This window comes from Xanthocytophaga agilis (assembly GCF_030068605.1).
Lineage (GTDB): Bacteria > Bacteroidota > Bacteroidia > Cytophagales > 172606-1 > Xanthocytophaga > Xanthocytophaga agilis.
In genome coordinates this window covers 212,720-234,589 of sequence record NZ_JASJOU010000012.1, presented here as the reverse complement: position 1 = coordinate 234,589, position 21,870 = coordinate 212,720, and the positions used below count along the sequence as shown (strand labels likewise).

The following is a 21,870-nucleotide window of genomic DNA, read 5'->3' as shown; positions in this document are numbered from 1 at the left end:
GAGTGCACTAATTTTTTGACATTAAATTCTAGATCAGTGTTTTCGATTCATACGGATACTTTTGCCGGATATACGCGATATTTGTTAAAGAATGAGCAAACAAATGAAACCATTGCTGTACTTCCTGAATATGGAGGACTTATTCAGGAACTCGTACTGTCATTAAATGACCATGCTTATTCTATTATTGATGGTGTTACAGAAGAAGACCTTCCCGGAAATATGTGGTATAAGAGTTCTCTTCTGTTTCCTTTTCCAGGCAGGATCAAAGATGGGATATATACATTTGATGGAAAAGCCTATCAGCTACCCATTAATGAACTGATGCGTAAGAGTGCCTTACATGGTCTGGTAGCAGATAAGTCCTTTCAGATTATACGTACAGATATCAAAAATGACAGAGCCATTCTGGAACTTGCATACACTTATACAGGACAACTTACAGGCTATCCATTCCCTTATACCTTAACTGTAAAATATACCCTTCTTTCTAATCATGTATTCCGGATGGACATTCGTGTCCAGAATACAGGACCAACCAATATGCCTATGGGATTTGGATGGCATCCTTATTTCAAAACCGGATCACGAGTAGATCAGTTACGAATTATTTTACCTTCTAAAAAATACTATGAACTGGATGCGTTTGTTGTCCCTACAGGCAAAATCAAACAAATGCAGGGATTTACCGCAGCAGCATTTCAGAAAGGAGGAAACCAGATAGCTGGCAAACAGTTTGATCATGGGTTCACAGGAGGTCAATACAAAGGATCGGCAAAGACGTTGCTCCATGATGAATTACAAAATCTGACAATCTGCCTTACTCAATCCCGCCATCACGGATTTAATTATACACAGGTATTCACCCCTTCACATCGCAACAGCATTGCTATAGAGCCACAAACCTGTATGGCAAATGTATTCAATAACGAAATTGGTTTACTGGTGCTAGAACCTGGTAGAGAGTGGATAGGTGATGTTGCTGTTCATTTACAATAAACATACAGACTATCCAAAAGATGTTTTAGGTTCCAGAAAAATATTATCCTCCTCTGCACCATAAGCATTATAATAATCCAGTGCTTCTTTCATCTGGCAATAAACTCTTTCTTTTAAGACAGCCACGTCCTTCATTGTTAATCCCTCAACAGGCACAGGTTCCAAAAAAACAGTTGTAATAGTACCTGGACGAAGTTCAAATTTTATTCTGGGTAATAAATTACGGCTATTCAGAATTACCATTGGAAGTACTGGCGTCTGTGTTTCTATTGCCAGCCGGAAAGCACCATCATAAAAAGGAAGCATAGGCTGGTCTGTAGTGTTCATACTTCCTTCCGGAAATATAAAGACAGAAATTCCCTGTCTCAGCTTATCCTTCAGAGCATTCATACTTTTAATGCGACTGGCAACACTACTTCGATCTACTACAACTACAACATACGGATAAAGCCATCCAAAAACAGGAATCTTCTTCATTTCTGCTTTGCCTAAAGGACGGCATTGTCCTGGTATGGCAGTTACAAATGCAGGTGAATCCAAATAAGAATTATGATTGGCTACATATATATATGGCTGTGACTGATCTATTTTATGGCGATTAATGGTCTTAAAACGGATAAAGCTGGTAAGACCGAACCCATATCCCCAGAGTTTTAGAAAAATATAAGATATACGTCCTCCCAGCTTCTCTCCCAAAACAAATGGCAATACAACCAGTGGTAGTGAGAGTGTCATAATAATACAGAATGTGGCAACTGCCCAGAAAAGATATATTTTCAATACTGCTCTTTTGAGAAAATCCATAGTATGCTATTAGAGGAAAAATGGTTACAGAGCCTGTACCCCATTAAAGAGACGATCGGTGACACATCTGATAAATTTAACAAACGATTTATACTATCTATCAAAAAGCTAAAGTTGTTTAGTTAACTATTGACTTCCTGCTTTTCTGATTCTACAGGATGCCGCTGGTGATTAAATGGTGAGTTATAATTATGCAAACGAATGGCACGAATGGATAACCAGATTCCAATAAGCAGAGAAATTATTCCTCCAAAAGCCATGATCGGATAGCTTTCGACAAAGAAGAAAAAGTCATACGAAGCATGTAATAACGTTGCACTAGCTAAACCTATCATTTTATATAACCCGATGTTATAATTATGCTTGAATTTTGCAGCGCCTACAAAATAGCCCATAGCAACGGCAAAAGTAGCGTGAGCAGGCACAGCAGTAAACATTCTGAGTATTGCAACTTCAAAACCACCTTCTATTACATAGAATATATTCTCAAATGTAGCAAAACCCATTGCAATCATTACTCCATAAGTAATTCCATCAAAAGGTTCATTGAACTCTTTTTTGCGATAGGCAAAAAACACCAAGCACATATATTTACACCATTCTTCTGTAAAACCTACTAGAAGTGCTTTAGAGAAGGTATCCGGAATATCTTTTATATCGTCTAGATTCCAGCCCAGCAACTGTCCTAAAAAGGCCTGAATGAAGGTAGCTACCAATGCACTTACTACACCCAGAACAAATGTTTTTACCAACAAATGTAATGGCTCTTTATCCAGCTTATCTTTCTCATAAATAAAGATCGCAATTGCCAATCCGGGCGCTATGGCTAATGCCAGCAAAATGAATGTCATGTGAGTAGAAAGTAACTTCTGCAAATGTACACAGGAATACCATATTAGCGTACTAAAGATTTGTTCTTGTCTGTCAGGACAAAAGACTTCCTGTTTTTTTAGGTAAATTACATGAAAATAATAAAATTTCCGCAAACTACTTCTGAGAACCAAGTCTTTTTGAATATATCCACTTGAATAATCTGACTTTGATTATACAATACATCTTATGAATCAGGAAGAAAAGATAGCACAACTACTATCACGACTGGAAAAACTAACCCAGGTAGCGACACAACAACAGATAGAAATTGCACTTTTAAAGAAAGATATTTCCAGCCTTATCAGTCAAAGTCTACAAGATGGAACAAAGCCAATTTCTCATGTAGAGGACAAAACGCCTGTTTTAGAGATCTCTCCGGAGAACCTGGAAGAAGAACCACGCTTTACTCAAAAAGAAACCGAGCCTGAAGCTATTCCCTTAATGCAGATCACGGCACCTAACAGCAAACCCCGTATCACACCGGAACAATCTCAGAACTCACCCAAACAATCAAAAGAAAGTCTGGAAGCATTTATTGGTGGGAACCTCATCAATAAAATTGGGATACTGATCCTGGTTATCGGATTGGGTATTTTTGTAAAATATGCCATTGACAATAACATGGTTGGTCCTATTGGACGCATTACAGGTGGCTATCTCGCCGGATTAGCCCTTTTAGGATTGTCATATCGCCTGAAGAATAAATACTCAGCTTATAGTGCAGTTTTATTAAGTGGAGGCGTAGCTACGCTGTATTTCACTACCTATTTTGCCTACGATTTTTATGCACTGCTTCCACATGCACTAGCATTTGCCCTGATGGTAGCCATTACATTTTTCACTGTATATGCTGCCACTCTATATAATCAGCAGGTAATAGGTGTTATTGGTCTGGTAGGTGCCTATGCCGTACCTATGCTCCTCAGTCAGAACTCAGGCAAGGTGGCGATTTTGTTTACGTATATGGGTATGGTCAATATTGGTGTAGCATTTGTAGCCTATTTCAAGAAATGGTCCTGGATGAATACAACCGCCTTTGCCATCACATGGATTATAGTGATTACCTGGTTTGCCGTTTCCTTTACACCTGACAGACATCTGGCTATAGCGCTTGGATTTCCAGGCATGTTCTTTCTTATATTCTATGCAGTCTTTGTATTTTATCAACTGCCTTATCAAAATATACCACAGTCTAATTCCTTCTTTATTGTCACAAATACACTGATCTTCTTTCTTATTGGATATTCTGCTCTGGAACAAGCACATTATACTCATCAAACTGCATACTTTAGCCTGGGGATCTCTTTGGTGCATGCTATCGTAGCCTGGCTTATGCACCAGAAAAAGCTTTCTGCTATCTTATTTTATCTGGCAGTAGGTTTATCGTTGTTGTTTTTTACAATGTCTATAGACCTTTACTTTAATGGTTTATCAGTCTCTCTACTATGGGCTTTAGAAGCACTGGTTCTGTGTTGGGTAGCCATCAAAAGCAGAGCAGCTTTCTATATTTATTCATCAGTTATTCTTGTTGTTATCAGTACTTTGAGTCTCTTTCAGTTATGGGAAACAGCTTACGTAGAATCGAATGAATTAGGTTTCTTTACCAATCGGTATTTCTGGTCTGGAATGGGTGTTGTTTTTTCTCAGGCTGGAATGCTCTGGTTGACTAAAAAAGATACATCAGACAATAATCCCTTACTTCCACTTCCTGTTTATTCCATTTTTTCTAATGGACTGGCAGGTTGGGCAATACTTTTGCTTTATGGAGTTATCTCTCTGGAGATAAACCACTGGTTTAATCATAAGATATTCCTGGTATCTAAAACACAAGATATCTTTGCAGGTATTACTCTTTTATCAGATGAAAAGTCCATCTGGCAACTTATTTTCTCTGCTGTATATGTCAGCGCTCTTCTATGGATAAGTAAACGATATTTGAAAGAAAAAGGATGGAAGATATTAACTCTGCTGCTGGGCTATGTAATTGTGTTCGCTTGGTTTATTGTACATTTGTCATCTGCAGAAGAGATCCGGTCATTGTTTTTAAAGAACAATGCTACAGGTTCAGCATTAAGTTTGCGGTATGTGGTCTACCTGGCTACAGGACTTTGTCTTTACCTGATGTATCTTCAGGGACAGGAGATCTACACCCGAAAAGATTTTGGGCGAAAAGCACTATCTGTCCTGATCCATTTCTTTTTTATTAGCGTATTAAGCTTTGAACTACGAAATATAGTAATGCTTCTTAGTGATAATCCTGTAAAAGCAGGGGAACGCATTCTGAAAGCAGGAACAAGCATCCTATGGGGATGTTATGCTCTGGGATTGGTAGCTGCGGGTATCCGTATGAAAGATAGAACTACCCGATTTATTGGTATTTTACTATTAGCAATTACCTTGATTAAACTTTTTGCAATGGATATTTCTTTAATCTCAAGATTGAGCCAGATTATTGCTTTATTGGGATTGGGTATATTGCTTATGATTATTTCATTTTTATATGTACGCTTCAAAGATGTTATTATGTCTGAAGATGAATAATGCGATAGTACATTGAGAATCAATTCCGAAACGAAAAATAGTTTACTATACATGCAACAACACGAAGAAACACTAAAACGCTGGAGACTGATGTTGGGTGGAGAAGATGCAGATGGTACAGGAGCCCAGTTGGAAGGAGAATTAGCACAGATGGATGCTGCACTAGGTGCCTTATATGAGTTTGAGCGGAAAGGCAAATTTCAATATGGTGAAAAAAGTAAGCAGGGTGGCTCTGAAGGCTCTAATCCAAGTGTAGCCCGCTGGCTTGGAGACATTCGCAAATATTTTCCTCAATCGGTAGTTCAGGTAATGCAGAATGATGCCTTAAAAAATGAGAGTCTTAAACAAAAAATGATGCTCGAGCCTGAAATTCTGGAACAGGCTAACCCTGATGTGCATCTGGTTGCAACCCTGATGGAGCTTGGTAAACTCATACCTAGTAAAACCAAAGATACAGCCCGCCGTGTAGTACAGAAAGTAGTAGATGAATTGCTTGAGAAGCTAGCTCAAAATACAATTCAGGCCATTCAGGGAGCTATCAATCGTTCTGTAAAGAACCGCAGACCCCGTTACAATGAGATTGACTGGAATACGACTATTCGTAAAAATCTGAAACACTATCAGGAAGATTACAAGACCATTATTCCGGAAGTTCGTATTGGATATGGACGCAAAACCAAAAAATCACTGAGAGACATTGTATTATGTATTGACCAGTCTGGTTCTATGGGTACCTCTGTAGTATACTCAGGCATTTTTGGCGCTGTTATGGCATCATTACCCAGTGTTTCTACCAAAATGGTTGTTTTTGATACTGCTGTAGCCGATTTGACAGAAGATTTAAAAGACCCGGTAGATTTATTATTTGGTGTGCAGCTGGGAGGCGGAACTGATATTAATAAAGCATTAGGTTATTGTCAGGAGATTATTACCAAACCCAATGATACAATTCTGGTATTGATAACCGACTTGTATGAAGGAGGTAATGAGCAACAAATGCGAAGAAAGATAGAAGAGATTGTCAGTTCAGGTGTACAGGTAGTATGTTTGCTGGCACTGGATGACCAGGGAGCTCCTTCGTATGATCATGGCAATGCTAAGTTTCTGGCAACTCATGAGGTTCCTGTATTTGCCTGTACTCCAGATATGTTTCCGGATCTGATGGCTGCAGCCATTTCCAAGCAAGACTTAAATCAATGGGCGGGAGATCGGGATATTGTGCTTAAAGGGACCAAAGGTCAGTGATAGTACTCCTATAAAACAAAACAGGCGAAACTTAGAGTTCTCTAGTTTCGCCTGTGTGTTCTACCAGAACAGCCTTCCCAAATATCCGCTTCGTCCAGCCATTTTCAAATCCATGATTGTTAGCAATCATAAATCCTTTGTTGGGGTCTTTCTTGGTGATTTTGTGAGCATCAATGTATCGACCTTTTACTTTACAAAAAACGATATCACCAATTTGATACTCTTGCTGTCGCTTAAAGGTTAACAATGAGCCTGATTTTAAAATTGGAAGCATCGAATCACCAAATGCTTTCATTTTACCTTCACCATTAGTCTCAAGTTCTACCTTGAGCCTTTCGTACTTGTTCATAGAATAATATAGTAAGTTTTATAAATTAATCCGGTATACTTACAAAGTACACCTTACTATAATATACAACTTTTTTCTAAGAAAAACAAATTATCTTTCTGTAAGGCACAGAATTTTATAAACTGAATATTCACACTTAAAAAAGTTTATAGTATCTATGCACGGATCATTAATACGATAGCATAGATCATAGCATAACATTCCTGGTATCATTATCCGATTATTTACCTCTTTAAGCCATCAGCCGTGTTTTTACAGAACTTACGCACTCAAACTGCCGATTGCCACAAAGCATTGGAAGAGAACTCCTATTCAGTAGCCTTGCTGAGTAATAATGTATCAATGGAAGATTATAAAATATATCTGCAAAAGCTATATGGGGTTGTATCCGGGTTTGAAAAAAATGTTTTTCCGCTGTTAGAACGTAGTTTACCTACTATTTCAGAAAGGCGTAAGGCTCATTTGCTTATGAAAGACATTTCAGCAGAGAATACAACAGACACTATTGCTGTATTACCAGATAAAGACTTTACAACATTTTATACTACAGAAGCTGCCGCCTGGGGAGGGATGTATGTATTAGAAGGCTCTACCCTAGGTGGACAGGTAATTCAAAAGCACCTGATAAAATCTCTGCCTGATTTTGAAGGCTCAAGCTATTTTTCTGCGTATGGTTCACAAATAGGGTCACAATGGAAAGATTTTCTGCAACAACTTTCACTTGCAGCCCAAACACCTGGTTGGGAACAGGAGATCATTGATGGTGCTATACACACGTTTACAATGATTGATAACTGGATGAAAACAGAGGCATCTCAACTGTTGGATTTTACCAGACCGAACTTGTCTCACTTAAAATAGCCTGATCAGAATTCACAGCAAGAAAAACTTTGCGGTGAATTCTGATCAGATTTTGTTTTGCAGTGAATAATGCGCAAGAGACAAAGTGATCGAAGTTCTGTTCAAAAAAGTTTTTGCCGTGAGTTATGCGCAGCAAAGAAAATGATCGGAACTCCGGTCAAACTCAAAAGTGATTGGAGTTATATGCGATCTCTTCAGTGATTGAACAGTTTGCCTTGCCTTTTCGAAAAAAGTTTTTGCAGTGAACTATGCACAATCAGAAACTGTATTCAAAAAACCACAGTCATTTACTTACAGTTGAGATAAATCCTGTTTTAACAGGATCAGCAAGACCTATTGCGACCACTCTGTCGGAGTACGATCCCAACGATGATCTTTCAACTTTACCTGTAGAGCCTTTTCTAGTTTCTTCCCATCACTTGTTCCTATGTTCGCTTCCACATTGCGAATTTTTCTCATGCCAGGAATAATAGTATGCACATCATCATTACCCAAAATAAAACGCAGTGCCAACTCGGGCATGGTCATTCCTTCTGGAATTAAATGCTTTAAAGCCTCTGCATGATCTACACTTGCATTCAGATTTTCCGGAACAAAATAAGTTGAACGCCAGTCATCTTTTGGAAATACAGTGTCTTTCGTCAATGTACCTGTAAGTGTACCTTCATCAAATGGCACTCTGGCAATTACTCCAATATCCAGTTTACGACACAGAGGAAACAGATTATCTTCAGGAGCCTGGTCAAAAATATTATATATAACCTGTACAGCATCGATCAACCCAGTTTCCAATGTTTTTAATACATTATCTGGCTCCCAGCGATTTACACTTATACCAAAGTGTTTTACTTTTCCTTCTCTTTTTAGCTTCTCTACAGCATTTTTCCATTCATCTTTATCATACCATGCATCTTCCCAAACATGAAACTGCTGCAAATCAATGCACTCTACGTTCAGGTTCTTCAGGCTTTTTTCAGTGTATTCAATGATATGACTGGCAGGAAAACATTCTTCCAACGTGTATTCAGGTTTGGATGGCCATTTAAAATTCATAGGAGGAATTTTAGTAGCAAAATACAATCTCTTTGCAGCATGACGTTTCATTAAGTCTCCCAGAATTTCTTCACTTTTTCCCGCTCCGTATCCCCATGCAGTATCAAAAAAGGTACAACCTAGCTCAACAGAACGATCTAAAGCAGCCTCCATTTCTTTCTGATCTGTACCTGTCCAGCCTGCCAGTCCCCACATGCCGTAGCCAATTTCACTTACGTTCCAGTTTGTTTTTCCAAATCTTCTGTATTGCATAACTATGTTCAGGGGGTTTGTTAAAAAGATACTTTCTACGCCCCAAGTTAAAATCATTTTTCTGATTGAGGAAATAATCTGTCTGACACTGTCTCCTCATTTAATAATGAGTCCTTTTAAACAAAGAAAATATTACAGCCTACTCTATACATAGTAGATCCTACAGAGTATTACAGGGAAAATAGACTTCATTAGTGAGTATTACCACTCATGTAATTATTACAATATGACCTTTCTAATTCATTAACTTAGAACCTGTGCCTTTATTTGTACAAATAAAAAACGCTTTCCCAAGCCTCTGGTATGAAAATACTGTACTATCTTATAGGAGTGTTCTTTATCTCAAAGACACTTGCTGTCCCCAATAACCATCTGGATCAAATCTCATTGAATGATGGACTTAGTCAAAGTGAAGTCAGAGCTATTCTACAAGATAGTCAGGGATACATGTGGTTTGGCACCCAGGATGGGCTTAATCGATATGATGGTTTTCATATAAAACAGTTTCACAACGATCCATTTGATAAAAATACCTTACCTAGTGATGAGATTACATATTTATACGAAGACTCGCAACAACAGGTATGGGTAGGAACTACTCACGGAATCTGCGTATATAATCGTTTACATAACTCTTTCATACATTATACCTACCTATTTGGCCAGGGAAAGCCTTCATGGGCGTATACTGTGACAAGTATTGTCGAAGATCGATGGAAAGCCATATGGGTTGGAACAAAAAATGGACTATGGAGGCTCATACCACAAGAAAAACAAGATACTCCTTATATAGCAACGCTGTATACTGTAGGTCAGGGGCTAAACTATGATTTAATCAATTCAATTTACAAAGACAACCTTGAAAATATATGGGTAGCTACTCCTTCCGGATTAAACAGAATACTTATAAGTCCTCATACCTCTTCACAACAACACATTTCTTTTGAAAACGCATCTACTTTTAATAGTACCCTCTACAAAAAGCTACAATTTCCCATACAACGGATCACAGGCACCAGTGACTATATTTTACTTTCCTCTGATAACCATCTGCTTACTATTTCTCTGAAAGACTTTTCTGTAAAGACCCTATGTTGGCAGCCATGTGATTCAGAACTAACCATTACAGCTTTGGGTGTAGATCGATTTGGAATTATATGGATTGGGACCTATGGGTACGGATTATTCCGTTATCATAAATCAGCAGACGACCAACTAACACTACTGGAACATATTCAAGAAGAACGCATTCAACCAAACGGGTTAAAAAGTGGGACCATTTATGCTCTATATGAGGGGGATGACGCAAATGAGGATATTATATGGATTGGTACCCGAGAAGCAGGCGTGCACTCCTACAGTCGCTCAAAGAACAGTTTTTATCAATGGAATAATGTATTATCTGATGATAAGAGAGCGATGGAGTCTTCTATCTTTTCTATCTGTACAGATAGTTTTGGGTATGTGTGGGTTGGAACACTACAAGGACTTTTTCAGATAGAACGAAAAACACAGAAACACAAAAAGTTGCTATTGGATAAGACAACTAGTGGTAATAATTACTATTCCACAATCAAGGAAGACAGCAGAAAGAATCTATGGGTTGGAAGTAATAATGGATTATACATATATGACAGATCTCACAATCACTTTGAAAAAATCAGACTACCAGCCACAAAGAATAACAATCAGCCCCTGGTAAAAGATATCTTTGAAGATACAAAGGGAAATATATGGATTGCAACATATGAATATCTGGTAAAATTAGACAAAGAACTAGCCTGTAGGGACCTTATAAGAAATTTAACAAATACTACAGATACATTGACATTATCTGGTATTAATGTGATATCTGAGGATGTTTCAGGAAACTTTTGGTTTGGAACAGATCATGGCTTAATCAAGTGGAACCCTTCTTCTGGTAAGTTTCTTCATCTCACAAACCATCCGGAAAATCCTGGCAGCCTTATTGGAAATATGGTCCTTGATATCTATCAGGACACAGATCATAATCTCTGGATATGTTCATCGAAAGGATTAAGCCGGCTTGTAGAAACAGATTCAACCACACAGTTTATACACTATACCCGTAAACATGGTTTGCCTAATTCATTTGTATATGGAGCTTTAGGTGATAAACAAGGTAAAATTTGGATTAGCACCAATGCGGGATTATCCTGTTTTGACCCTACTACAGATAGGTTTAAAAACTATGATACCAACGATGGACTCACAAGTCGGGAATTTAATTCTGGTGCATTTCATCGAAGTCAGGATGGCGAACTGTTTTTTGGTGGACATAGCGTTATGGTAAGCTTTTATCCAGAGCAACTGGTGGAAAACAAGCATTTGCCCAAAGTAAATATATCTTCTTTCCAATTATTTCAGCAGGAAATAAACCTGGATAGTATTTTACATACCAAAGGACAGTTAACAGTTCACTATAAAGACTTCGTTTCTTTTTTCTTTTCTGCCACGGATTACAACAATCCTTCAAAAAACTTATTTGCCTATAAGCTAGAAGGATTGCAGGATGAGTGGATGTATTCTGAAAATAGATTCTTAGGCATAGCAGATATCAAACCAGGCCACTATACTTTAAAAGTTAAAAGCTCAAACAATCAAGGATACTGGAATGAGAAAGACATATTAAGTATTCCTATCTATGTTGTTCCTCCTTTCTGGCTAAGTAGTGGCTTCTATGTACTTGTGGTCCTCACTACTATCGCAATAATTTTCATCATCTACCGGTATAGAGTTCGCTTAAAAGTAGAACGGGCACTGGCCGTACAACAAATCAAAATCGAAGAGAATGAACGAGTACGAAAACTAGCTGCCCAAGACTTACATGACGAATTTGGAAATGGCCTTACTCGTATTGCAGTACTAACCGAACTAACTAGAAATAACCTGAATAATGACATTTCCGAAGCCCGTTATCTTCTGGAAAAGATCAATGATAACGCCCAACGCCTTTACCAGGGAACTAAGGATTTTATATGGACTATTAATCCTGAAAATGATAATTTCTATGAAATAGCTCTTCGACTCAAAGATTTTGGTGATGATATTTTTGAAAAAACACATACAGAATTTGATATAACAGGGCTTTCAGATCATTTTCAACAGATTAGCTTCCCTATGGGAATGAGTCGGCACCTGATTCTGATTTTCAAGGAGGCGATGAGTAATACACTCAAATATGCCGGAGCAACAAAAACTCTCCTTTCCTTTACCTCTACCCAAGACTTGATTTCAGTTTGCTGGCAAGACAATGGGAAAGGATTTGATCTCCAAACGTCCAACCACTCCAATGGTTTAATTAATATGCAAACCAGAGCACATAAGATTGGGGGAGCTATAGAAATTTTTTCAGAAATATATGTGGGTACAGAAATCCGCTTCTCCCTAAAATCCCCCAAAATGGGTGACCTTGGCAATCCTGTCTTTTAATAGATTAAAATGTGAGATCCTTGTCCATCCAGACACTGAAATCACCTTTTATATAACTATCAAACCATTTATACAAGCCATGAGACTTTTTTAATCACTATGCATCTTTAATTCGAACAACTATGTTTACGCTACCTACACCTATGATCTCTATGCAAAATATAAAAAGTACTACCCCAATCAAGGTATGTATTGTAGAAGATGACACCATTATCCGGAACGGATTCTCAATGCTTATAGATGGAACACCTGGCTTTCGGATTGTTAATACCTACAATCGCTGTGAGGAGGCCATCAAAAACTTGTGTGAGGATTCTCCAGATGTTGTCCTGATTGATATTGAACTGCCAAGTGGGATGAATGGGATCGAAGGGATCGAAAAAATTAAAAAAGCTCGTCCCAAAACAAATGTCATTGTGATTACAGTATACGAAAATGACGAACTGATTTTTAAGGCTTTATGTGCAGGTGCAGGAGGCTATTTAACCAAAAGTGTACAACCCGCCAAGCTTCTTGAAGCCATTAAAGATATTCAGGAAGGTGGCGCACCAATGAGCACCAGCATTGCCCGAAGAGTAGTGGCATCTTTTCACAAGAATCAAAACACTCCACTTACACAGCGTGAAACGGAGGTACTGGAACTATTAGCTAAAGGAAAGAGCTATACACACATTGCAGAAGAATTATTTGTAAATAAAGAAACGATTCGTACTCATATTAAAAATATTTACTGGAAACTTGAGGTACATACCAAAGCAGAGGCTATCGAGAAAGCCGTACAGGAACGGCTTATCTAAACTAGCACAGCTATATATTCTATTCACGAACCCGGACTTATCCGGGTTTTATTGTTTCTGTCTAGTGTAATCTGCCCATTTAATCCTTATAGTGTAACAACCTGTTAACCACACATCTTTCTCACTCAAAAATCACCCAATCTGTGTGATTTTTTCCCTTTTCACAGTGTCTATATTTGATAATCATGCTCTGTTAGCGTGCATACTTCATATATACAAACCCAATTTTTTGCCTATGAAAAAGATCTTACTCATGTTTTGCATCGGGATTCTGATTAGTAGTTCTATATGGGCACAAAACACCTCGGTAACAGGGACAGTAGTCGGAGAAGACAAGTCTGCCTTACCTGGTGTAAGTGTGTCTGTAAAAGGAACTACTACTGGTACTATCACAGATTCAGAAGGAAAGTTTAGTATCAGCGCTCCCCGTGATGCAACGTTATTATTCAGTTTTGTTGGTTATCTGAATCAGGAAGTACAGATAGCCAACCGTACTACTATTGACATATCTCTTGTTCCTGATGTTCAGTCATTAAGTGAAGTGGTAGTTACTGCAGTTGGTATTGAACGTAATCAAAAATCGCTGGGATATTCTGTTGAGAAAGTAGATGCCAGCAAAGTACAACAAGTATCTGAACCCGATGTACTTAGAGGTTTGCAAGGGAAAGTTCCCGGAGTTAATATCATAGGCTCCAGTGGCGTACCAGGTAGTGCAACACGCCTCACAATCAGAGGTACCCGATCCTTTTTTGGAAATAACCAGCCTTTATTTATAGTAGATGGTATTCCATATGACAATTCGACCAATGGAGCAAATGCGGGAGGCAATTCACAGTTGTCAGGAGGTGGAGCATATTCAAGTCGTATAGCAGATCTGGACCCTAATAACATTCAATCCATGACGGTATTGAAAGGAGGTGCAGCAGCAGCTTTGTATGGCATTCGTGCTGCCAATGGGGTTGTGGTCATTACAACCAAGACTGGTGCAGGAAAAAGCTCAAAGAAGGGACTAGAAGTCACCTTCTCTTCCTCTTATTCTATTGAAAACATAGCCAATCTGCCTAAATACCAAAATAGTTATGGTACAGGAACTGGCTTTGTCTATGCAGCATCTAATGGTTCGTGGGGTGCTCCTTTTCAAGGTGCAGTTCCTTATCCTACCATTGACTCCATACCTATATGGCCATCTATTCCTACTGCCTTTCCTGAACTTGCGGGAACAAAAGTCCCTTATCGGGCTTACCCTAACAATGTAAAGGATTTTTTCAAAACAGGAAGGGTATTCGAGAACTCCATTACTGTGGCAGGTAGTACAAGTAAAGGCAATCTAACTGCAACCTTATCTAAAATGAATCAGGATGGCTATATACCTAATTCAAAATTTGAACGTACCAATTTAAGTCTGGGAGGAGGAACCACCCTTGAGAATGGTTTGACTATAGGAGGTAACTTTGCCTATACCAATAGCCTGCAATCCGGGCCTGCGGGTGGAGCAAACAACGCCATTGGAAATGCGTCGGCCTTTGGTCGTACTATGTTTCTTGGACGAAACTGGGATCTTCAGGGCCAACCTTTTGAAAATCCGATTACACATGCGAATATATTTTTTGTGTCCACCGGACAATCTACTAATCCATACTGGAGTACCAAATACGATGGATTTAATGCAAACATCAACCGTGTATTAGCCAGTATCAATGCAAGTTATGACATTTTTAACTGGCTGACTGCATCCTACAAAATTGGTATCAATACCTATAGCCAACGGGATTTGGAATGGTACCGCCCTGGCTCAAGGGGGGGTGGCGGAATCGGAGAAATTACAGAGACAAATACAACATTCACAGAAATAGAATCTAATTTCTTGCTATCTGCCAGTCGCAAACTATCTGATGACCTTGGCCTGAAAGTAGTAATAGGACACAATGTGAATCAACGTACTACACAAACACAAAGTTTTCAGGGGTCAGGCATGATTGATTTTGACATTCTTGATCTTGATAATACCAATAGTGTGATTCCGTTTGGTGGCACCTATCAGAGACGTCGGTTATATGGTATTTTTGCCGATGCAACCCTGAGTTATCGGGATTATGCTTTCTTGACAGTAACAGGACGTAATGATTGGTCGTCAACCTTACCGAAGTCTAACCGAAGCTTCTTTTACCCAGCAGTAAATGGATCTTTTGTATTTACAGAAGCCTTCGGTATACAATCCAAGATTCTGAATTCCGGTAAAATACGAGCCAGTTGGGCAAAAGTAGGAAATGACGCACCACCTTATTCGCTTTTCCCAACCTATCAGTTAAATCTGGGAGCCAGCTCAAATCTCATAGGTGCACTTCCTGACAATGATTTTCCATTCAAAGGGATTCCAGCAGCTACTCTTTCCAATACAGATTATAATCCTAATCTGAAACCGGAATTCACCCGCTCTGTTGAATTAGGGACAGAATTAAGATTATTAGACAATCGGTTAGGTATAGATTTCACGTTCTACCATACTAAAACTACTGAACAGATTGGCTTTCTTTCACTCCCCCGTGCCTCAGGATTCAACTTCCTACTTACTAACTTCGGAACAATGACTAACAAAGGGGTTGAACTTGGCCTTGATGTGACTCCGATCTCTTTAAGTAATGGATTCAGATGGAATATTTATGGCACCTTTACTAAAAACGTAAATCGCGTAGATAAGTTAGTAAGTGGCCTGCAGGAAATAGAAATCCAGGGATTATTTGGTGGTAGTGTAGTCCCAGTATTACGTCCCGGCTTACCTTATGGTGTAATTCGCGGTAGTGTCTCTGCGCGAGATGAAAATGGAAACTTACTGATTGACCCATCCAATGGCCAACTAATCAGATCATCCACTCCAGAGATTATAGGAGATCCCAATCCCGATTTTATCATCGGGCTCACCAACTCATTCACATGGAAAGGAATCACCTTAGGTGCTGTATTTGATTATCGTCAGGGCGGCGACTTGTATTCTACCACTGTCCAAGCAATGTTGGGCCGCGGTGTAACCAAAGATACAGAGAAAAGAGAAATGAATTATGTGATTCCAGGGGTATTGGGCGATCCGAATACACAAAAACCTCTGCTTGATGGTGAAGGAAAGGCCATTCCTAACAACATCCAGGTAGAGATGAATGATCTATACTTTGGTGATACATTTGCCGTAAATGGAGCTGATGAATGGAGTGTTTTTGATGCTACTACTATTCGCTTACGCGAAGTGAGTTTAGGCTATGAACTTCCCAAACAACTTATGCAAAAAACTCCATTTGGTTCAGCAAAAATTTCTTTTACCGGCCGTAATATCTGGTATAAAGCTCCCAACTTTCCTAAATACACTCGATTTGATCCTGAGACCAGCACCTTTGGAAGCTTAAACATACAAGGATTTGAATACAGTACAGCACCTTCTGTGCGTCGCTTTGGAGTCAATCTGAGATTAACTTTCTAGACACAATTATTTTCTATATATGAAAAAGATCGTTCGATATATACAAATACTGATGTTTTCGGCAGTAATATTTTTGGGAGCTGGTTGTGAAAGCAACTTTTTGGATATTAATAAAGATCCTAATAATCCAACTGTCGTTCCTTTACGTCAGTTATTGCCTTATGCTCAGCTCAACATAACCAACTCATTAGGCATAGGCCCATCGGGGCTTTCAGAACCCCTTTCCAGCTTCTCTCATCAGATTGTGGTTAGAGACAACTGGAATAGCTATTTCATTGTAGGAGATGATTTTCCTATTCAACAATCCTGGGATAACTTATATGCAGGTGCATTCACAGATATCCGCCAGATTATAAACCTCGGCACAGAACAGGAAGCCTGGCAGTTTGTTGGTATTGCTCAAATATTAAAAGCCTATGCAGCAAGCGCTATGATAGATGTGTGGGGGGATATTCCCTATACAAATGCAACGCTTGGAGCAGAAAACCCTTATCCGGAATTTGACGCTGGTCAAGAGATTTATCCGAAGCTATTTGCTTTGCTTGATGAAGGTATTGCTAATCTGGCAAAAACATCCTCTCTGTCAACAGGAACCAGTGATTTATTTTTCAGTGGGAATACAGATCGTTGGCGAAAACTAGCCAAAACCCTGAAACTCAAATTATATAATCAGATAAGACTAACCAGTCTATATGACGATGCTGCAGTCAAAGCATTGATTGCAGAAGGAGATTTGATGAGTGCAGCTTCCAATGATTTTGAATTGCGGTATGGTAGCACTACAGCTCCTGAAAACAGACATCCTTCATTTATCCAGGAATATGTACAGGGTCCTCAGTATAATATAAGTCCTTACTTCTATCAGATTATGCAGGGAAAGAGCACACTCAACCCAATCTTATCTGGCATTGAAGATCCTCGTATACCCTATTATTTCTTTAATCAGCTTACACCTGCACAACCTGCACAGAACCCTGTCTCCTACCGAGATGGAGCATTTTTGTCTATATGGTTCGCCTCTTTAAACATTGACCCCAATGAAGGCTTTGACCAGGATCAGTCACAAACCATGCTGGGTTTATATCCAGTAGGAGGAAAATATGACGATGGAGAAGGAGGTGTTGTGAATCAAAGTAGCGGATTACAGGGAGCTGGTTACCAACGGCTCTTTACCTATGCTAATAGTCTGTATGTACGAGCCGAGTTAGCCCTCACTAAAAATACCGGAGAGAATGCAGAGGAGTTGTTTGAACAAGCCATAACAGAATCATTCAAAGAGGTAAATCAGATTGCAGACTTGGCAGGTGCGCCTACATTGTCTACTACTGAAATCAGCAACTATGCTTCACAGGTATTGGCTTTATATACAGCTGCGAATACAGAAAAGAAACTTGAGTTGATTTTGACAGAAAAATGGATTGCCAACTTCGGATTTGGATTGGAGGCCTATAATGACATTCGCAGAACAGGTTATCCCAAACCTTTTGATCCCAACACAGATAACAACCCTTTTACAGTCCTTAACAGAAGCTTTATACTCTCTCTACCCTATTCGGTCACAGACTTACAAATTAATCCTAATGCTCCTGCACCAAGAAATATTGCCACAGATAAAGTTTTCTGGGATGTAGACTAACCTTTCTCATAATCTAACTTTTATACTATGAAATCAACATCTGCTTACTATATAATTTTACTCGTAACTTCACTATTCACTTTCTCCTGTCGGGATGATGACCGTATTCGCATACCTCAAGTTGAAGAAGGTGTTAACATGCGTATTATTGTTGATACAGACAAAAGTGACTTCAGTAGTGATGATCTCAGTAATTCAGCCATTGAGTTTGATGCTTATTCTATCAATCAAAATCTAAGTACCGTACAGTTTATCGGAGATTATATTGATGCCAGTGCAGAAGATACCATCACAGGCAAACTAGTGCTTTCTTTATCTCAGGCTGACTTTACGAATGGAAAAGCCAGAGGTGTAATCACAGCTACTCAGGTTGCTACAGCATTTGGTTTACCAAATGGCATTGCCGATATGGGAGAAGATGACGAGCTGATCTTATATCCTACTGTCACTCTTACAGATGGTCGGGTTTTCAATATCGATAATTCTGCTCCCAGCATTGGTGGTGGAACTAATTCAAGTTTTACAGTAATTTTTGGTGCTGTTGTAAAATAAGCTAGTACCCATAATCCTAAATGCAAGTAAAGGTATACGACTGCCCTTTACTTGCATTTTTTGTTTTGCGCATAGTTCCCGATAAAACTTTTTTGCAAGGGCACAACAACATCATCGTCCAGTAAACAGATTGCTTTTTATTCACAACATTTTTGTGTTTGAGCATAACTCATTGCAATTTTTATTTTGACCAGATTTCCGATCTTTTTCACTTGCATATAGTTCAACACACAGATTTCTGTAATGTAAAATCCGATCAACTTCTTTAGTCCAACAAATTATGGGTAGAATAAATGATGTTGTCTACAAGGTTACTTGTTATTACAAGAAGATGTATAATCATAAACTGAAAGATATTTAATAGTTAAAATTGTACTTCCTATTATTCACAGGTTAGTTTATTAGTTCATTTAGTGGTTTACTGTATTATAACCTTTTACAACCCACACAAAACTTTTTGAAAAGAAGGCGTTTTATCCTACCTTGCATTGTTTATAATAATTCTAAATACCAATCCAAAGTTAAACGCCATTGGAGTCCATACAGATTAAAACCATAGCAGATTTACGTAAAGGTGAAACAGCTATCATATCTAAGATTGTTGATAATGAGTTGGCATTGAAGCTTTTGGAAATGGGCTGTCTGCCAGGGGAATCTGTTACGCTTCAACATATAGCACCATTAGGAGACCCTATTTGTATTCGGGTTTCCGGGTACAGTTTGTCATTACGCAAGAGGGAAGCTTCAGCAATTCAACTAGATAATGGCAAAAGTCATTCAGGACCATCCGATAATCATACTTCTGTGAAGGAAACCTCTAACTGGGTTTCATAATTTATTTAGTTATTTAGCTTGTTGTACCTGTGAAGTCTCATTATAAAATAGCATTAGTAGGAAATCCTAATGCTGGTAAGTCATCATTATTTAATCAACTAACGGGTTTAAGTCAGAAAGTAGGTAACTTTCCTGGTGTTACCGTTGATAAAAAAACCGGAACATGTCATCTCAATGATGTACATACTGCTGAAATAATTGATTTACCTGGTACGTATAGTCTCTTTCCAAAATCGCCGGACGAGCAGGTTGTTACAGATATACTTCTTAATCCCAAAGATGAGTGGTATCCAGATATGATTATTGTAGTAGCTGATGCCTCTAATCTCAAGCGTAATCTGTTGTTATTTAGCGAAGTAAAAGACTTAGGAATCCCTGTTATGTTGGCACTCAATATGATGGATGTAGTAAAAAAATCTGGTTTCCACATAGATCTTTCCTCTTTACAAAATAGCTTGGGAGTGGCAGTTATTACAACCAATGCACGTAGTGGAGAAGGAATTAAAGAACTAAAACAGCAAATTATTACTACTCTTTCAGAAAAGAAACTACAATTATCTTCAGAAATATTTGTAGATACTATTCATTTTCCGGAAGGTCTTACACAAAATATCCGGGCAAAGTTTGCTCTGCCTAATGACTACACAGCAGTCCAGTATGCCCATCAGGCACAGGATGCGCGCTTTCTGGATGATTACTCCCAACAATTTCTTGAGGAACAGCGACAAAGATACGGTTTTCAATCCCGCCAATGGCAAACAGAAGAAACATTAGCCCGCTATGCTAAAATTCGCCGGATTGTAGCTGATGCAGTGCATAAACCTGCTAACTCTAAACAAAATCCTCTCACCACGCAACTAGATAATATACTACTACACAGAGTCTGGGGATTTGTTATCTTTTTTGCCATTCTATTTTTCATCTTTCAGGCAATTTTTGCCTGGGCTCAATACCCGATGAATTTTATTGATGCAGGTATTGCTCAATTCACAGGATGGCTACATTCTGTATTACCCCAGAGTATGCTAACGGATCTGCTTACAGATGGCCTTATTGCAGGTGTTGGAGGTGTACTTATTTTTATTCCACAAATTGCTATCTTATTTGCTTTTATCAGCATCTTAGAGGAAACAGGATATATGGCACGTGTGGTCTTTATTACAGATCGTATCATGCGTACTTTTGGATTGAATGGTAAAAGTGTTGTACCACTTATTTCCAGTGTTGCCTGTGCCGTTCCTGCTATTATGGCTACCCGTAATATAGACAACTGGAAAGAACGTCTCATTACCATTATGGTCACTCCGTTAATGAGTTGTTCGGCTCGAATACCTATTTATACTATTCTGGTAGCGCTGGTTGTACCTGAACAAAAAGTGTTTGGTATATTTAATCTTCAGGGTATTATATTAATGGCTCTTTATCTGTTGGGCTTTGTTGCAGCACTTGTTTCTGCATGGATTATGAAATTTTTCCTTCAGCGGAAAGACCGCAGTTTTTTGATCATGGAACTTCCTGATTATAAAACACCCAGATGGGGGAATGTTGGCTTGACGATACTGGAGAAAGTAAAAACATTTGTATTTGAGGCAGGCAAGGTAATTGTTGCTATTGCCATTGTACTATGGGTACTGGCTTCCTATGGGCCAGGTAATCAGATGGCTGAAGCAGAAAAAGTTGTTCGGAGCCAGGCTAAAGAATCGACAGAATTGGAAGATCGTGTTGCAGCAGCAAGATTGGAAGCATCCTATGCAGGTCATTTTGGTAAATTTATCGAACCGGCAATACGTCCGCTGGGATATGATTGGAAAATAGGGATTGCCTTGATCAGTTCATTTGCAGCTCGGGAGGTTTTTGTTGGAACATTATCTACTATTTATAGTGTAGGCAGTGAAAGCGAAGATATGACTACTATTCAGGATCGGCTTCGCTCTGAGGTTAATCCCCAAACAAATGGTCCTATGTATACACCAGCAGTAGCTTCCTCACTTCTTCTCTTTTATGCGTTTGCCATGATGTGTATGAGTACTCTCGCAACTGTATATCGTGAAACCAAAGGGTGGAAATGGCCTATCATTCAGCTTGTATATATGACAGGTATTGCTTACCTGTCTGCTTTTATTGTGTATACTATTTTAAAGTGAAATTTTAA

The 21,870-nt window shown here is 38.8% G+C and carries 15 protein-coding genes; 11 read left to right on the top strand and 4 right to left on the bottom strand.

Going from position 1 to position 21,870, the window contains the following annotated elements:
• Positions 1-36: 36 nt before the first annotated feature.
• Positions 37-999: an aldose 1-epimerase gene (locus tag QNI22_RS28435; RefSeq protein WP_314516132.1), complete on the top strand. Its 963-nt coding sequence runs from the start codon at positions 37-39 to the stop codon at positions 997-999.
• Positions 1,000-1,008: 9 nt separating this feature from the next.
• Here QNI22_RS28435 and QNI22_RS28430 read toward each other — a convergent pair whose 3' ends face one another.
• Positions 1,009-1,803 carry a lysophospholipid acyltransferase family protein gene (locus QNI22_RS28430; RefSeq protein ID WP_314516130.1) on the bottom strand — a complete coding sequence of 265 codons (795 nt, stop codon included), beginning with the start codon at positions 1,801-1,803 and terminating at the stop codon, positions 1,009-1,011.
• Between the two features lie 122 nt (positions 1,804-1,925).
• The gene (locus QNI22_RS28425; RefSeq protein ID WP_313977112.1) at positions 1,926-2,654 is read right to left on the bottom strand and encodes a PrsW family intramembrane metalloprotease; all 729 of its coding nucleotides are present in this window, start codon (positions 2,652-2,654) and stop codon (positions 1,926-1,928) included.
• Positions 2,655-2,862: 208 nt separating this feature from the next.
• Between QNI22_RS28425 and QNI22_RS28420 the strand changes: the two genes are divergently transcribed.
• On the top strand, positions 2,863-5,217 hold the full coding sequence (locus QNI22_RS28420) for a DUF2339 domain-containing protein (protein WP_314516126.1): 2,355 nt from the start codon (positions 2,863-2,865) through the stop codon (positions 5,215-5,217).
• 51 nt (positions 5,218-5,268) lie between these two features.
• A complete protein-coding gene (locus QNI22_RS28415) occupies positions 5,269-6,462 on the top strand; it encodes a VWA domain-containing protein (RefSeq protein WP_313995328.1) in 1,194 nt (397 codons plus the stop codon).
• A 31-nt stretch (positions 6,463-6,493) separates the two neighbouring features.
• Here the strand turns inward: QNI22_RS28415 and QNI22_RS28410 are convergent, their stop codons facing one another.
• The gene (locus QNI22_RS28410) at positions 6,494-6,811 is read right to left on the bottom strand and encodes a S24 family peptidase (RefSeq protein ID WP_314516125.1); all 318 of its coding nucleotides are present in this window, start codon (positions 6,809-6,811) and stop codon (positions 6,494-6,496) included.
• 246 nt (positions 6,812-7,057) lie between these two features.
• Here QNI22_RS28410 and QNI22_RS28405 point away from each other — a divergent pair, with 246 nt between their 5' ends.
• A complete protein-coding gene (locus tag QNI22_RS28405) occupies positions 7,058-7,672 on the top strand; it encodes a biliverdin-producing heme oxygenase (protein ID WP_314516122.1) in 615 nt (204 codons plus the stop codon).
• A 333-nt stretch (positions 7,673-8,005) separates the two neighbouring features.
• Here QNI22_RS28405 and QNI22_RS28400 read toward each other — a convergent pair whose 3' ends face one another.
• On the bottom strand, positions 8,006-8,977 hold the full coding sequence (locus tag QNI22_RS28400) for an aldo/keto reductase (RefSeq protein WP_314516120.1): 972 nt from the start codon (positions 8,975-8,977) through the stop codon (positions 8,006-8,008).
• A gap of 303 nt (positions 8,978-9,280) precedes the next feature.
• On the opposite strand from QNI22_RS28400, the gene QNI22_RS28395 reads away from it, so the two are divergent.
• The 7 genes from QNI22_RS28395 (at position 9,281) to feoB (ending at position 21,862) form a co-directional block, all read left to right on the top strand.
• Positions 9,281-12,430 (top strand): ligand-binding sensor domain-containing protein, encoded by a 3,150-nt coding sequence (locus QNI22_RS28395; protein WP_314516118.1) that lies wholly within the window; start codon positions 9,281-9,283, stop codon positions 12,428-12,430.
• 122 nt (positions 12,431-12,552) lie between these two features.
• Positions 12,553-13,227 (top strand): response regulator, encoded by a 675-nt coding sequence (locus QNI22_RS28390; RefSeq protein ID WP_314516115.1) that lies wholly within the window; start codon positions 12,553-12,555, stop codon positions 13,225-13,227.
• A 235-nt stretch (positions 13,228-13,462) separates the two neighbouring features.
• On the top strand, positions 13,463-16,696 hold the full coding sequence (locus QNI22_RS28385) for a SusC/RagA family TonB-linked outer membrane protein (protein ID WP_314516112.1): 3,234 nt from the start codon (positions 13,463-13,465) through the stop codon (positions 16,694-16,696).
• A gap of 19 nt (positions 16,697-16,715) precedes the next feature.
• Positions 16,716-18,332 (top strand): SusD/RagB family nutrient-binding outer membrane lipoprotein, encoded by a 1,617-nt coding sequence (locus QNI22_RS28380; protein ID WP_314516109.1) that lies wholly within the window; start codon positions 16,716-16,718, stop codon positions 18,330-18,332.
• Between the two features lie 27 nt (positions 18,333-18,359).
• Positions 18,360-18,884, top strand: coding sequence for a hypothetical protein (locus tag QNI22_RS28375; protein WP_314516106.1), 525 nt, complete (start codon positions 18,360-18,362; stop codon positions 18,882-18,884).
• Between the two features lie 531 nt (positions 18,885-19,415).
• A complete protein-coding gene (locus tag QNI22_RS28370) occupies positions 19,416-19,718 on the top strand; it encodes a FeoA family protein (RefSeq protein WP_314516104.1) in 303 nt (100 codons plus the stop codon).
• Positions 19,719-19,747: 29 nt separating this feature from the next.
• Positions 19,748-21,862: a ferrous iron transport protein B gene (gene feoB / locus QNI22_RS28365; RefSeq protein ID WP_314516101.1), complete on the top strand. Its 2,115-nt coding sequence runs from the start codon at positions 19,748-19,750 to the stop codon at positions 21,860-21,862.
• Positions 21,863-21,870 lie beyond the last annotated feature (8 nt).

Excerpts from the sequence above, each read along its gene's own strand:
- QNI22_RS28380 (WP_314516109.1), top strand. The coding sequence starts at position 16,716 with ATGAAAAAGATCGTTCGATATATACAAATACTGATGTTTTCGGCAGTA.
- QNI22_RS28410 (WP_314516125.1), bottom strand. The coding sequence starts at position 6,811 with ATGAACAAGTACGAAAGGCTCAAGGTAGAACTTGAGACTAATGGTGAA.
- QNI22_RS28395 (WP_314516118.1), top strand. The coding sequence starts at position 9,281 with ATGAAAATACTGTACTATCTTATAGGAGTGTTCTTTATCTCAAAGACA.
- QNI22_RS28385 (WP_314516112.1), top strand. The coding sequence starts at position 13,463 with ATGAAAAAGATCTTACTCATGTTTTGCATCGGGATTCTGATTAGTAGT.
- QNI22_RS28430 (WP_314516130.1), bottom strand. The coding sequence starts at position 1,803 with ATGGATTTTCTCAAAAGAGCAGTATTGAAAATATATCTTTTCTGGGCA.
- QNI22_RS28390 (WP_314516115.1), top strand. The coding sequence starts at position 12,553 with ATGTTTACGCTACCTACACCTATGATCTCTATGCAAAATATAAAAAGT.
- QNI22_RS28425 (WP_313977112.1), bottom strand. The coding sequence starts at position 2,654 with ATGACATTCATTTTGCTGGCATTAGCCATAGCGCCCGGATTGGCAATT.
- QNI22_RS28415 (WP_313995328.1), top strand. The coding sequence starts at position 5,269 with ATGCAACAACACGAAGAAACACTAAAACGCTGGAGACTGATGTTGGGT.
- QNI22_RS28400 (WP_314516120.1), bottom strand. The coding sequence starts at position 8,977 with ATGCAATACAGAAGATTTGGAAAAACAAACTGGAACGTAAGTGAAATT.
- QNI22_RS28375 (WP_314516106.1), top strand. The coding sequence starts at position 18,360 with ATGAAATCAACATCTGCTTACTATATAATTTTACTCGTAACTTCACTA.
- QNI22_RS28420 (WP_314516126.1), top strand. The coding sequence starts at position 2,863 with ATGAATCAGGAAGAAAAGATAGCACAACTACTATCACGACTGGAAAAA.